This window comes from Mesorhizobium sp. B2-8-3, from assembly GCF_006440815.1.
GTDB lineage: Bacteria > Pseudomonadota > Alphaproteobacteria > Rhizobiales > Rhizobiaceae > Mesorhizobium.
Genome location: NZ_VFTW01000008.1, coordinates 56,633 through 69,071, shown reverse-complemented (window position 1 = coordinate 69,071; position 12,439 = coordinate 56,633). Strand labels below are relative to the sequence as shown.

Genomic DNA, 12,439 nt, shown 5'->3' with positions numbered 1-12,439 from the left:
TTGCGATGACCAACCTCACCGGCCGCGGCGCCATCGTCACCGGCGGCTTTTCGGGCATGGGTTTTGCCATCGCCACGGCGCTCGCCAAAGCAGGCGCCAATGTCGCCGTCGGTTCCTATGTGGCGCCTCCGCAGCCGGGCAGGGCGGACGCCGCTTATTATCCCGGCACCGACGAGATCGAGCGCGTGAAGTCGACGCTTGCCGCTTACGGCACCAAGGTGCATGCCGCCCATCTCGACGTGCGCGACAGCGCGCTCACCAACCTCTTCTTCGCCGAAGCCCAGGCGGCCATCGGCCAGGCGGATATCCTGGTCAACGCCGCCGGCACCACGGCAGAGCAGCCGGTCTGCGGCCATTCCGACGAGCTGTGGGACAAGATCGTCGACACCAATCTCACCGGCGCATTTCGCGCGACGCGCGCCGTCCTGCCCGGCATGATCGAGCGCGGCTGGGGCCGGATCGTCAACGTCGGCTCGACGGCGGCTTCCGTCGGCTGGAAGGACAATCCCGCCTATTGCGCCTCCAAGGCCGGCCTGCTTGGGCTCACCCGTTGCGTCGCGCTCGAAGGCGCTGCGCATGGCGTCACCTGCGTGATGATCAGTCCGACCTGGGTTGAGACCGAGCTGATGCGCCGCAATGTGGCGCAGGTCGTCGAGCGCGAAGGCAAGGGCCGCAGCGCCGAGGAATTGATGGACGAATTCAGGAAAGGCAACCCCCAGGGGCGCATGATGCAGCCGGAAGAGATTGCAGCACTTGCGGTCTTCCTCTGCACGGACCTGGCCAAGGGGATCACCATGGAAAACATCCAGATCACTGGCGGCGCATTGTGGTAGCGTCGGGCAGGGGAGTGGATCCCGGCCTTCATGGGAGGAGGCCGGCGTAGAAGAAGGGCTATCAACCAGCTAGGGGAACTGACATGAGAATGAAAACTACCTTGAAGGGGGTCGGTCTCGGCCTCGTGCTGATGTTTGCCGCGACGACGGCCGGCCAAAGCGCCGATCTCGGCGCCAAGGACGAGCCGATCAAGCTCGCGATGCTGGAATGGACCGGCGCGCATGTCTCCACCCACATCGCCGGGCAGCTTCTGGAGAAGCTCGGCTATCACGTCGAATACGTCACTGCCGGCAACTTCCCGCAATTCTCGGGGTTGGCCGACGGCTCGCTCAGCGCCTCGGTCGAAATCTGGCTCAACAATGTCGGCGACATCTATCCGAAGGTGCTGGCGGAGAAGAAAATCGAGGACATCGGCAAGCTCGACCTGAAGACGCAGGAAGGCTGGATCTACCCCAAATTCATGGAGAAGGTCTGCCCGGGCCTGCCAGACTGGAATGCGCTGAACAAGCCAGAATGCGTGCAGGCGCTGGCGACGCCCGAGACGGCGCCCAACGGCCGCTTCCTTGATTATCCAGCCGATTGGGGTTCGCGCGCGGCCACCATCCTAGCCGACAACAACATGCCTTACACCGCTGTGCCATCCGGTTCCGAAGGCGCGCTGGTCGCCGAGTTGGAAGCGGCCGAGGCGGCCAAGACGCCGCTGATCATGATGTTCTGGGGCCCGCATTACGCGCTGGCCGAGAGCGATGTGGGTTGGGTGACGATGCCGCCCTGCAAGGAACAGACCAACGAGCACTGCATCACGCCTCCGGACGTCGACAAGATCGTCTGGTCGGGCTTCGGCGCCAAATGGCCGGCAGCCTACGCCTTCCTGAAAGCCTTCAAGATGGATGCGACCGAACAGCAGAAGATGATGCTGGCCGTCGACAAGCAGGGCAAGGACCTCGACGCCGTCGTCAAGGAATGGATCGACAAGAACGAGGCGGTGTGGAAACCTTGGCTCGACGCCGCCAAGGGATAATTCGCCGATGTGCCTGACAAAGGCCAAGGGCAACACGGGCCCGGTTTCCGCAATGCGCGGAGCCGGGCGGGCGATCGGCACGGGTCGATAGGAATGGACACTGCCGCGCGCCCGGTCAAGCTTGCCTGCCGCAATGTCTGGAAGGTCTATGGCCGGCGCCCGGGCTACTATTTCGACTCGCGCGGCTATGTCATCGATCCCGACGCGCTGGCCGAGCGGCTGCGTGCGGAGGCGCATCTGCCGGCCGTGGTCGACGCCAGTTTCGAAGTGGCGACCGGCGAGATATTCGTCATCATGGGCCTGTCCGGCTCCGGCAAGTCGACCTTGGTGCGCTGCCTGTCGCGCCTGGTCGAGCCGAGCGCTGGCGAAATCCTGCTCGACGGCAGGAACCTGCTCGCCGCCAGCGGCAAGCAGCTCATCGAACTGCGCCGCCACGCCATGGGCATGGTGTTCCAGAATTTCGGCTTGCTGCCGCATCTGAGTGTATTGGGCAATGTCGCCTTCCCGCTGAAGATCCAGGGCAAGTCGGCGAAGGAGCGGGAGGCCCGCGCCCGCGAGATGATCGCGCTGGTCGGGCTCGAAGGCCGCGAGGCGTCCCTCCCGCACCAGCTCTCCGGCGGCCAGCAGCAGCGCGTCGGCATCGCCCGCTCGCTCGCCGTGGGCCCGGAGCTCTGGTTCCTCGACGAGCCGTTCTCCGCGCTCGATCCGCTGATCCGCAAGCAGATGCAGGATGAGTTTCTGCGCCTGCAGCGCATGCTGAAGAAGACCATCATCTTCATCACCCACGACATCGCCGAGGCCTTCCGCCTGGCCGACCGGCTGGCGATCATGCGGGCCGGCAAGATCGTGCAGATCGGCCGACCGGCCGACATCGTGCTCAATCCGGCCGACGATTATGTCGCGCAGTTCACCGAGGACATGCCGCTGCTGCGCGTCATCACGGCCGGCGACATTGCCACGCCGGCCAATGGCGCCGCGCTGCCGGAACGGAGCATCGCCGCCGACACCAGCCTCGAGGCGCTTATCCCGCAGCTCGCCTCCGGCGTGGCGGCCTTCGCGGTGCCCGGCGCCGGCGACGGCCCGCCGGCGGTGCTCAGCGCCGGCGCGGTGCTTGCCGTGCTGGAGCGCGAGCAGGCAAGACGCACGCGCTCATGACGGCGCCGGCCGCGATCGCACCACCCCCGCAAAGGATCGCCATCGCGCCGGCCCTTGTCCCCTGGTGCGGCCTGGCCGTGCTGACGGTGCTTTGCCTGCTGCTGAAAACCGAGCTTCCCTGGCTGGTCAGTTTCCCCAAGGAATGGACGCTGCCGCTGGCCACTTATATCAACGCCGTGACCGACGTTGTCGTCGCCGTCATCCAGCCCGGGTTCCGGGCGCTCTCCGCCTTGCTCGATGCGCCGATGCGCGGCGCGCGGTTGGCGCTCGCCTGGTTGCCCTGGCCGGCGGTGATGCTGGCTGTCGCCGCGCTGGCGCTGAAATCGAGCGGCGAGCGGCTGGCGCTCTTCGCGCTCGCCACGCTCGCCTATATCCTGCTTGCCGGCTACTGGCCGCAGAGCATGAACACGCTGGCGCTGGTGCTGCTTGCCGTGCCGATCTCGACCGTGCTCGGCTTCCTGCTTGGCGTTCTCGGCTACGCTCGCCCGCACTGGCGTCCTGCGCTGCTCGGCGCGCTCGACCTGATGCAGACGGTGCCGGCTTTCGCCTACCTCATCCCGCTGCTGCTTCTGTTCGGCTTCGGCCCGGTGGTGGGCCTGATCGCCTCGGCGATCTACGCGACGCCGCCGATGGTCCGCAACACCATGCTCGGCCTCGATCGCGTGCCGGCGGCGATCAGCGAGGCCGGCCTGATGAGCGGCTGCACGCGCCGCCAGCAATTCTGGCAGGTCGAGGTGCCGACGGCGCTGCCGCAGGTTCTCGTCGGCTTCAACCAGACGACGATGGCGGCACTGTCGATGGTCATCGTCGCCGCCATCATCGGCGGCTTCGAGGATATCGGCTGGGAGGTCCTGTCCTCCATGCGCAAGGCCGAGTTCGGCCAGAGCATCCTCTCCGGCCTGGTGATCGCGCTGCTCGCCATCCTCATCGACCGTCTCACCATCGGCTTCGCCAAGGCGCCGGAGACCGGGCCGACGCGGGCCATGCGCTGGATGACGCCGCGCCGGCTGGCTGTGTCGCTGGCGGTCGCGCTGGCTCTGGCCGTGGTCATCCGGCTCGCCGCGCCCGATGCGACGCTCCTGCCGGAAACCGGGCTGCGCATGCAGATGGGCGTCGTCAACCAGTGGCTGCTGGGACTCGTGCGCGACTATGCCTGGTTCTTCAACGGCGTGCGCAATGCCGTGCTCTATTGCCTGCTTTTGCCGATGCGCGTCGGCATTTCGGGCGCGGCGACGCCTGCAATATGGGGCTTCACCCTGCCGCCGTCGGTACTGGCCGTCTATGTGGTTTTGGTGGCGGCCTTGGCTGGGTTGGCCCTGTGCCGTTTCGGCTGGCGGGCAGCGGTCGCCGTGGTCGCCGCCGGCCTTGTTCTCTACACCGGCTTTCTCGATCTGCCCTGGCCCGTCTTCATCCTTGCCGTCGCCTTGCTTGCCGGTCAGGTGGCGGGCTATCGCCTCGGTATCTTCGCGCTGGCCGGCTTCGGGCTGATCCTGGTCAACGGCCTGTGGCCGCAGCTGGTGCAGTCGCTCTATCTCTGCACGCTGGCAGTCCTGCTTTGCCTTCTGGTCGGTGGCGCCCTCGGCACATGGGCGGCGCACAGCGACCGCGTCTCGCGCATCCTGAAGCCGATCTGCGACGCGCTGCAGACCATGCCGCAATTCGTCTTCCTCATCCCGGCGCTGATGTTCTTCAAGGTCGGCGAGTTCACGGCGCTGATCGCCATCATGCTCTACGCCATCGTGCCGCCGATCCGCTATGTCGAGCATGGATTGCGGCATGTGCGCGCCGATGTCGTCGAGGCGGTCGAGCAGATGGGCGCGACGCCGATGCAGACGCTGCTGCACGCCAAGCTGCCGCTGGCGCTTCCCGTCGTCATGCTCGGCCTCAACCAGACCATCATGGCGGCGCTCTCGATGCTGGCGATCGCCGCCCTTGTCGGCACGCGCGATCTTGGCCAGGCGGTCTATGTCGCGCTCGGCAAGGCCGATGCCGGCATGGGCCTGATCGCCGGCCTGTCGATTGCCTTCCTGGCGATCCTGGCCGACCGGCTCATCCAAGCCGCGGTCGCGCGCTCCGCGGCTGCGTCGCACTGATCAGACCGGGGCCGGCATGCGACCGCTGGCATGCCTCTCGTCCTCGGCGGGAATGGCCACTCTGCGGCGCCGGAAAGCTGGCAACGGGGTCAGGCTGAACAGGCCATAATAGACGATGAAGGATGCCATGAAGTAGGGGCCGAGCATCTCGACCTCGAAGAAGGAGCGGATCAGCATCAGGCCGATCGCGCCGGCAAGCACCACCGAATCGGCGCTCCAGTCGCCGAACACCACTTTCGACACGTGGCCGTAGAAAGAACGCAGGATGACCAGCGCCAGCAAGGTGACGCCGATAAAGCCGATTTCAACCAGTGTCTCGACATAGGTGTTGTGGAAGTGGAAGCCGGAGCGGGTCGAGATGTAGAATTCCGCCCACAGCCGCTCCGGATCGGCAAAGCCTTGCACCCAATAGGCGGCATAGCCATAGCCGAGCAGCGGATGCTGCTGCGCCGCCTCCCAGCCTTGCTCCCACAGATAGGTGCGGCCGGTGAGCGTCGAATCCTTGCCGAAGATGCCGAGCACGACATCCAGCAGGCCGAGGTTGAGCGCCGCGACCACCCCTGTCACCAGCGCGCCGGCGCCGACGATGAACAGCACGCGGCGATAGCGCAGCGACAGCACCTTGGTCATGCTGAGCAGCGCCACGATGCCGATCACCGCCGGCAGCGAGGCCACCGACGTTGCCGAATGGGCGATGGCCAGCATGTAGACCGATAACAGCATGATCGGCGCGGTCCAGACGAAGCCCAGCCAGTTGCGCCGGTAGAAGGCCAGGAACGCAAGGCAGAAGAAGATGCCGAGCGATGAGAAGAAGCCGATCTGGTTCTTGGAGCCGAAGGCGCCGACGAAATTGACCGTGCCGTCGATCGTGTCGAGCGCGTAAGCGCCGACTTTCAGGGAATAGAGCAGAACGAAGAAGATGCCGATCAGCGAGCCCACCACCAGCGTGCGCACGTTGATGGTGCGCGCCGCGACATAGGCGCAGACGATGTGCGAGGAATATTGCACCGCCGCGCGCGCGCTGATGCCCGCTGCCTGGGACCAGAACACCGAGAAGCAGACATAGGCCGCAAGCAGAATGGGCAGCCAGGCGCTGGAGAGCTTCCAGGTGAAGCGCCGGTAATCGACGAACAGCAGCGGCAGCCAGACGGCGTAGTAGGCGAGGATCAGGATCTGGCCGAAATTTGGCGAGTAGGCGAAGGCGAGCATGGAAACCGCGACGGCGAAAGTGCCGGAGGTCTCGTTGCGATCGGGATCGATCAGAATGGATTTCGGAATCTTCATACCGGATTTTGTCCGTTGAGCCCTTCTTGTGCGATGAACCGCTACGCCACGGCCCGGGCGCGCTGCATCTGCCGCTGCAGGAAGCGCCGCACCGGTTCGTCATAGATGCGCGTGGCGATGTCGGCGATGACGACGACCGAGGCCGCCATCACGATGCCGAACCAGGGATGATGCGCGAACGGATCGATCGAGAAGGCCTTGCCGGCCCCGGCGATGATCATCAGCATCGGCGTATGAATGATGTAGATCGGGTAGGAAATCCGCCCGAGCCAGCCATAGAAGCTTGATAGAAGCGGCGCGGTCGGCGCCACCGCGCCGGTCATCACCATGAGCGGGAAGACGATGACGATGGCGGCGAGGTCGTAGACGACGCGCGCGCCGCCGGCCGGAGCGATGGCGAAGACGGCAAGTGTGAGCAGGATTGCGCCTTCGACCCAGAAGCCGCGCCGCAGGAAGCCGAGGCCGCCCTGCCAGCGCGCCATCGATCGGCAGAGCAGCACGCCCAGGAAGAACGAGAAGGTTACGCGCGGCAGGCCGCTGAGGATGGTCTTGCCGGTCATGCCGAAATCGAGCGTGCCGGCGAAGATCGAGGCGACGACGAGCAGCACGAGGCTGGCGCCGACGATCCCCGTCAGCACCCGCCGCGAAAGCAGCGCGAAGACCGCGACATAGGCGATGTTGACGATGAGCTCGAAGAACAGCGACCACGAAGCGGGATTGAGCGGAAAGATCGTGTGATAGGCGTCGCTGACCAGCGGGACGAAGAGCATGCCGGTCGTCAGCTGCATGCCGATCTCGGACAGCGGCATGTATTCGGCCGGCATGAGCCTGTTCTTGACCAGCAAGTAGAAGAAGCCGAGCAGCGTGCCGGCGAGATAGAGCGGATAGAGCCGGATCAGGCGGATGGCCACGAAGGAGCCGAAGCCCATGCCGTTCTCGATCTTGCGGTCATAGGCATGCGCGATGACGAATCCGCTGAGCAGGAAGAACAGATCGACCGCGAGATAGCTCGACGGCAGCACCTTGCCGTCGGCCAGGAACGGCGAGAAATGGTAGAGCATGACGCTGATCGCCGCCACGCCGCGGATGGCGTCGAGATTCAGATAGACGTGACGCTGGGCTGCGGGCTGCATGTTATGCCTTCAAGCGGTCCAAAACAGATCGCCCGCCCGCGCCGCAACGCGAACGAGCCTGGCTTGTCCCTCCCGCCTCCGGGTCCCGGCTCGCTTCGGGCAAGCTTCGGTCCGGCGGCGCTACTGGCTGGCCGTCGGCGCCAGCTTCACCTTGATCACGTCGCCCGGCAGGACAGGCGTGTCTTCCTTGGCTTCGATCTCGCTCGTCTTGCCGTCGGCAACCCGCACTAGCGAATAGAGCAGGGCCGGCTCCTCATCTCCGGTGATGCTGGCCGCCGTCGCGGGGTCCGACGCCTGCGCGATCAGGCCCTTCTGCATGCCGGCCTTCAACGTCGCCTCGTTCAGGTCGGCCTCGGCCTGCTGCCGGTTGGCGGTAAGGGTGGAATTCAGCGAGTTCCTGGCATCGATGGCGTCCTGCTCGGCCTTGCTGATCGACTGCTTGGCGGTGAGGATGGCCGTCTCGTAATCCAGGATCTTGCCCTGCAGGTCGGTGACCGACTGCTGCGAGGAAAGCAGGCGCGCATTGGCAACCAGGCCCTTCTGCGCCAGTGGACCGATGCTTTCGGCCTGCTTCTCGGCCAGATCGACCTGCTTCTGCTGGTTGGCGATCTTCTTTTGCAGCGATTCGATTTCCGACTGCAGAACGCCCTTCAAATCGTCGAGCGCATCGAGCTTCAGCTTCAGCGATTTCTGGTCGGAGACCAGGATCGCCGTTTCGTCGGCGACGATGGTCGCCAGTTTCGGATCGCCCCCCTCGATTTCCTTGGGCACCTCGAAAGTCGTCTTGCCTGCGAGGTCGGCATCGATCCTGGCTCGTTTGACGAGCAGGCGGATGCGCTGATCGTCATAGATATCGAAGCTGCCCTTGGCGGTAACCAGATCCTTCCCGAGCTGCGGGCCGTAATCGGCGTTGCGCCTTATGCCGCCGGCGATGCTGACTGCCTTGAGCACCGTCAGATCGGGCACGAAGGGAAACTGGCCGGGGTTCTGGACTTCGCCGGAAATGTAGAACGGCCGGAACTGCGCCATCTCGACCGAGGCTTCCGGCTTGTCGGGCAGCGCCAGCTTGCGCTGCAACGCCAGCCCGATCGCCGAAGCGACTTCCGCCGTCGTCTTGCCGGCGGCCTGCATGTCGCCGACGAACGGCACCGAGAGCGTCCCGCTCGGGCCGACCGAATATTCGCCATTGAGGGCTGACCAGTCGCGGAACGTGCCGTCGACCGTCTGCCATTCGGCGACGCGGATGTTGAGCTTGTCCTGTGGGCCAAGCTGATAATCGCCGGCGGCGGCCAGCTGCGGCATGGCGAGCGACGCCGCAACAAACAACGCGCCCGCGAAGCGGGCCGTCGTCTTGGACAGGAGACTGCAGGCGTAAGACAGTCCGAAGGGGTTTTTTGTCAAATACGTTTCCGATTCGCTTTGGCCCCATCCGCCCGATGAGATCACTGCCGGATGCCTGCCCCGAATCTGGCGGAGCAGGCCCGTCGGTCAATAGCTGCCGCGTGACATCCACACGGCAGGAACGGTCTTGAAGATGATGCGAATATCCTCGGACAAAGACCAGTTCTCGACATAGTGGCGATCGAAGGCGACGCGCGTGTCGTAGGATACGTCGTTGCGGCCGCTGACCTGCCACAACCCGGTCAGGCCCGGACGCGACTTCAGGTAATAGACCGCGGCGCTGCCGTAGATCTCCAATTCGTCGCGCACGACCGGGCGCGGGCCGACAAGGCTCATGTCGCCCTGCAGGATGTTGAGGATCTGCGGCAGTTCATCGAGGCTGAGCTTGCGAAGCACCTGCCCGACGCGGGTGACGCGTGGATCGTTCTTCAGTTTGCGTGTCGCGATCCATTCGGCGTTGGCATCGGGATTGGCCGCCAGATACGCAGCGAGCACGCGCTCGCCATCCGGCACCATGGTGCGGAATTTGAGACAGGAAAAGATCCTGCCGCCGCGGCCGATGCGCTTGTGGCCATAGAAGATCGGACCGTTGTCCGAAAGCTTGACCAGCAGCGCGACCATTAGGAAAAGCGGGCTGAGCAGGATCAGCCCGGCCAGGGAACCGACGATATCGAAACTGCGTTTGAGCAGACCGCCGATGGGGGGTGGAAAATCAACGCCGACCTGCGCAAAACCCGCATTAGCCGACTTGGCGACGTCCCTCATGCAGAAGCTCCATACGTTGAACGGATGGTTTACGACAAGATATCAAAAAAATGCTGCAGCGCAACACACAATTTCCCATCGGACTGAAATGCTCACGTCATGAATTGACTAAATAATAAACCTGCCCTGCCCAAATTTTCACCTTTGTGGCACGTTTATGACAAGGTGAGAGCGAACCAGGAAAATGTAGTCCGCCTTTTAGGCCATTTTTGGACAGTGCATTCTTTGCTGCAGAAGAAACGCGGTTGCGCGCCGTCGGAAGCACTCGCCATGGTAAGTTATTCAGATAAAATACTAATCAAAGTGGCGAGTTTTACTGAAGCGGCAGGCGGCTAATTGAATAGCTGCCGGAGCCAGAGTGTGCGACGCAGCATGGCAGAGTCGATCTCGTAAAATCGTTGGAAACCATACCTGCACGGCCTTGCTCCGGCCGACCCGCCTTAATAGAGTCGCAAATTGTTCCTGTCATAGTCTGCATGGTTAAGGAAGGTCGGAAGCAACCGGCCGGATAGGGCAGCCAGAAAAAGCTCTTGGCGCAACGGGGAGTTACGCGGGTGGGTAAGTCGCAGCTTCTGCATGCTCGTCTCGGTTGAGAAGCCGGCGAACATGTCTCTGCCAAAATTCATCGTCGGGATGATCTTCGCGCTCGCGATCGTCATCGGCTGGTCTTATTTCGATGGCGCGTCGGCGGGCACCATCCTCCTTCGCGCCGTCGTCTGTGCCGTCATCATCCAGGCCGGCTATTTCCTCCTGGTCTTTGCCATGATCGGCGGAACCACGCCGACATCGGCCGACAAGGCCCGCGAGGCCGACCGCGGCACGATCCTGAACAAGGTCGCCGACGGTGAAAAGCTAAGCGCCAGACGCAGCCTCCACTGAACGTTCGACCGGCGCCGGGACCAGTCCCGTCTCTACCGATGACGCGCCTTCGCGCTCGGCCTGTTCGCCGGACAGCATCCTGGCAAGGCGGCTGCCGGCCTTTGCCTTCAGCCGCCTATATTGTCCGACCTCGACGATGCGTCCGTTCTCGATGGCCACCACCCAGTCGGCGAAGGCGATCATCGACGGCCGGTGCGCGATGGTCAAAATCGTCATTTGGCCGCGCAGCGCCTCGATCGATTGGGCGATCAGCGACTGATTCTGCCAGTCGAGCGCGCTCGTCGCCTCGTCGAGGATGAGCAGCGAAGGCTTGCGCAGCAGCGCCCGCGCCAAGGCGATGCGCTGCCGCTCGCCGCCGGAAAGCCGGACGCCGCGGTCGCCCACCACCGTCTCCAGCCGCAATGCCAGGCGCTCCACGAAATCGGCCGCATGGGCGTTGCGCAAGGCCGCCCATAGTTCTTCGTCGCTGGCCGCGGGCGCGGCAAGGCGCAGATTGGCGGCGATCGTGTCATGCAGCAGGAACACGTCCTGCGGCACATAGGCGACCCGATCGCGCCAGGCCCTGCGATTTTGCGCCGTGATCTCCACGCCGTCGGCCAGGATGCGTCCCGCGGTCGGTTCGAGCAGGCCGAGCAGCATGTCGGCGATCGTGCTCTTGCCGGAACCGGAAGGGCCGATCAGCGCCGTCACCTTGCCGGCCGGCAGGCTGAAGGTGATATCGCTGACCACCGGCTTGCCGTCGCCCTCGCCATAGGCGAATGCCACATCGCGGATGTTGAGGCCGGTCTCGAGAGACAGTCTTGCCCCTTGTTCGGCCATGCTTTCTTCCGGCTCGCGCTCGGCATCGAAGCGGGCCTGGAGGCTTTTCATCGAAGCATAGGCCGGCAGGTTGATCAGCACCTGCTGGGTCTGGAGCTGCATGTCCATGAAGCGCGGCGCGACCCGCATGAATACCAGGAGCAGCACGACGATCTCGGCCAGCGACAGGTGGAAACGGACCAGCGCGACATAGATGAAGAGGCTGAGCCCAATCACGCTCGTAACCTGGAACAGGGCGGTGCCGAGCGAACTGTTGCGGACGAAGGCGATGTTGTCGGTCTTCATCTTGTCCAGCGTCGCGCCCAGCTCGGCAAAATAGCTTGCCTCGACATTCAGGCTCTTGGCGACCTTGATGCCGCCGAGGAACTCGGAGACCGTGCGGTACTGATCCTGGCGATTGCCGGTCAGGGTGCGGCCATAGGCGCTGGCGCGCGCCCTGAACGGCTGCAGCGCAACCAGCAGCACCAGGCCGATGAAAATGGCGAAGGACGTCATCACCGGCGAGATGAACAGCGAGACCACGAGATAGCCGGTGAGAAGCAGCGTCGCCTGGGTCAGCATCAGCAGCGAGAAGGCGGCCACCTGCACCCGGTCGACATCACCGTTCAGCGCATGGTCGAGATCGGAGCCGCGGATGCGGGTGAAAACGCCCCAGCGCGCCTTGCCGACGCTCTCGAACAGGTTCATGCGCACGCGGTTGACGAAGTCGTAGAGCAGCCGCGCCATGTAGACCGACTTGAAGCGGTTGAACGTCGCTTGCAGCGCCACCAGCGCGACGAGTAGGCAGAGCACGGTCGCGAGCGACAGCGTTCCGCCGGGCACCAGCCAATGCAAGGCCTCCGGCACCCGCACCGCATAGTCCTGGTCGGGCTTGCCGATCAGGCGCAGCAGCGGAACGAGCAGCAGGATCGAGATGCCTTCGGTGAGACTGCCCAGGATCAGGAAGGCAAGCGCCGTCGCCGTGCGCCGTCCGCCGACATGCGCCATCATGGCGCCGAAACCGGCGATGTCCCGGAAAAGCGACAGGCGAAACTTCGAGGACCAGCCCATGCCCT

10 protein-coding genes are annotated in these 12,439 nt (G+C 64.3%); 5 read left to right on the top strand and 5 right to left on the bottom strand.

The window, feature by feature from the left end; genetic code table 11:
* The first annotated feature begins 5 nt into the window (after window positions 1–5).
* The 4 genes from FJ418_RS14735 (at window position 6) to FJ418_RS14720 (ending at window position 5,103) form a co-directional block, all read left to right on the top strand.
* Window positions 6–833 (top strand): SDR family oxidoreductase, encoded by an 828-nt coding sequence (locus tag FJ418_RS14735; RefSeq protein ID WP_140866614.1) that lies wholly within the window; start codon window positions 6–8, stop codon window positions 831–833.
* A gap of 83 nt (window positions 834–916) precedes the next feature.
* The gene (locus FJ418_RS14730) at window positions 917–1,855 is read left to right on the top strand and encodes an ABC transporter substrate-binding protein (RefSeq protein WP_140866611.1); all 939 of its coding nucleotides are present in this window, start codon (window positions 917–919) and stop codon (window positions 1,853–1,855) included.
* A 93-nt stretch (window positions 1,856–1,948) separates the two neighbouring features.
* Window positions 1,949–3,010: a betaine/proline/choline family ABC transporter ATP-binding protein gene (locus FJ418_RS14725; RefSeq protein ID WP_140866608.1), complete on the top strand. Its 1,062-nt coding sequence runs from the start codon at window positions 1,949–1,951 to the stop codon at window positions 3,008–3,010.
* Window positions 3,007–5,103 carry an ABC transporter permease subunit gene (locus tag FJ418_RS14720; protein WP_140866605.1) on the top strand — a complete coding sequence of 699 codons (2,097 nt, stop codon included), beginning with the start codon at window positions 3,007–3,009 and terminating at the stop codon, window positions 5,101–5,103. Before FJ418_RS14725 ends, FJ418_RS14720 begins: the two co-directional genes overlap by 4 nt.
* Here FJ418_RS14720 and FJ418_RS14715 read toward each other — a convergent pair whose 3' ends face one another.
* The 4 genes from FJ418_RS14715 to FJ418_RS14700 all read right to left on the bottom strand — a co-directional run bounded on the left by FJ418_RS14715 (window position 5,104) and on the right by FJ418_RS14700 (window position 9,686).
* Window positions 5,104–6,387, bottom strand: a complete 1,284-nt coding sequence (locus FJ418_RS14715) for an O-antigen ligase (protein ID WP_140866602.1) — start codon at window positions 6,385–6,387, stop codon at window positions 5,104–5,106.
* Window positions 6,388–6,428: 41 nt separating this feature from the next.
* Window positions 6,429–7,520, bottom strand: a complete 1,092-nt coding sequence (locus FJ418_RS14710) for an acyltransferase (RefSeq protein WP_140866599.1) — start codon at window positions 7,518–7,520, stop codon at window positions 6,429–6,431.
* Between the two features lie 120 nt (window positions 7,521–7,640).
* Complete coding sequence (locus FJ418_RS14705; protein ID WP_140644846.1) at window positions 7,641–8,822, bottom strand: polysaccharide biosynthesis/export family protein; 1,182 nt, start codon at window positions 8,820–8,822, stop codon at window positions 7,641–7,643.
* Window positions 8,823–9,008: 186 nt separating this feature from the next.
* Window positions 9,009–9,686 (bottom strand): sugar transferase, encoded by a 678-nt coding sequence (locus FJ418_RS14700; RefSeq protein WP_140644800.1) that lies wholly within the window; start codon window positions 9,684–9,686, stop codon window positions 9,009–9,011.
* 606 nt (window positions 9,687–10,292) lie between these two features.
* Between FJ418_RS14700 and FJ418_RS14695 the strand changes: the two genes are divergently transcribed.
* Window positions 10,293–10,565: an exopolysaccharide production repressor exox gene (locus FJ418_RS14695; RefSeq protein WP_140650471.1), complete on the top strand. Its 273-nt coding sequence runs from the start codon at window positions 10,293–10,295 to the stop codon at window positions 10,563–10,565.
* Here FJ418_RS14695 and FJ418_RS14690 read toward each other — a convergent pair.
* Complete coding sequence (locus FJ418_RS14690; protein ID WP_140866596.1) at window positions 10,539–12,434, bottom strand: ABC transporter ATP-binding protein; 1,896 nt, start codon at window positions 12,432–12,434, stop codon at window positions 10,539–10,541. The two genes, FJ418_RS14695 and FJ418_RS14690, sit on opposite strands and share 27 nt — an antisense overlap.
* Window positions 12,435–12,439 lie beyond the last annotated feature (5 nt).

Coding starts and splice junctions, on each gene's coding strand:
- FJ418_RS14690 (WP_140866596.1), bottom strand. CDS start 12,434: ATGGGCTGGTCCTCGAAGTTTCGCCTGTCGCTTTTCCGGGACATCGCC.
- FJ418_RS14710 (WP_140866599.1), bottom strand. CDS start 7,520: ATGCAGCCCGCAGCCCAGCGTCACGTCTATCTGAATCTCGACGCCATC.
- FJ418_RS14735 (WP_140866614.1), top strand. CDS start 6: ATGACCAACCTCACCGGCCGCGGCGCCATCGTCACCGGCGGCTTTTCG.
- FJ418_RS14725 (WP_140866608.1), top strand. CDS start 1,949: ATGGACACTGCCGCGCGCCCGGTCAAGCTTGCCTGCCGCAATGTCTGG.
- FJ418_RS14705 (WP_140644846.1), bottom strand. CDS start 8,822: ATGCCGCAGCTGGCCGCCGCCGGCGATTATCAGCTTGGCCCACAGGAC.
- FJ418_RS14695 (WP_140650471.1), top strand. CDS start 10,293: ATGTCTCTGCCAAAATTCATCGTCGGGATGATCTTCGCGCTCGCGATC.
- FJ418_RS14715 (WP_140866602.1), bottom strand. CDS start 6,387: ATGAAGATTCCGAAATCCATTCTGATCGATCCCGATCGCAACGAGACC.
- FJ418_RS14730 (WP_140866611.1), top strand. CDS start 917: ATGAGAATGAAAACTACCTTGAAGGGGGTCGGTCTCGGCCTCGTGCTG.
- FJ418_RS14720 (WP_140866605.1), top strand. CDS start 3,007: ATGACGGCGCCGGCCGCGATCGCACCACCCCCGCAAAGGATCGCCATC.
- FJ418_RS14700 (WP_140644800.1), bottom strand. CDS start 9,686: ATGAGGGACGTCGCCAAGTCGGCTAATGCGGGTTTTGCGCAGGTCGGC.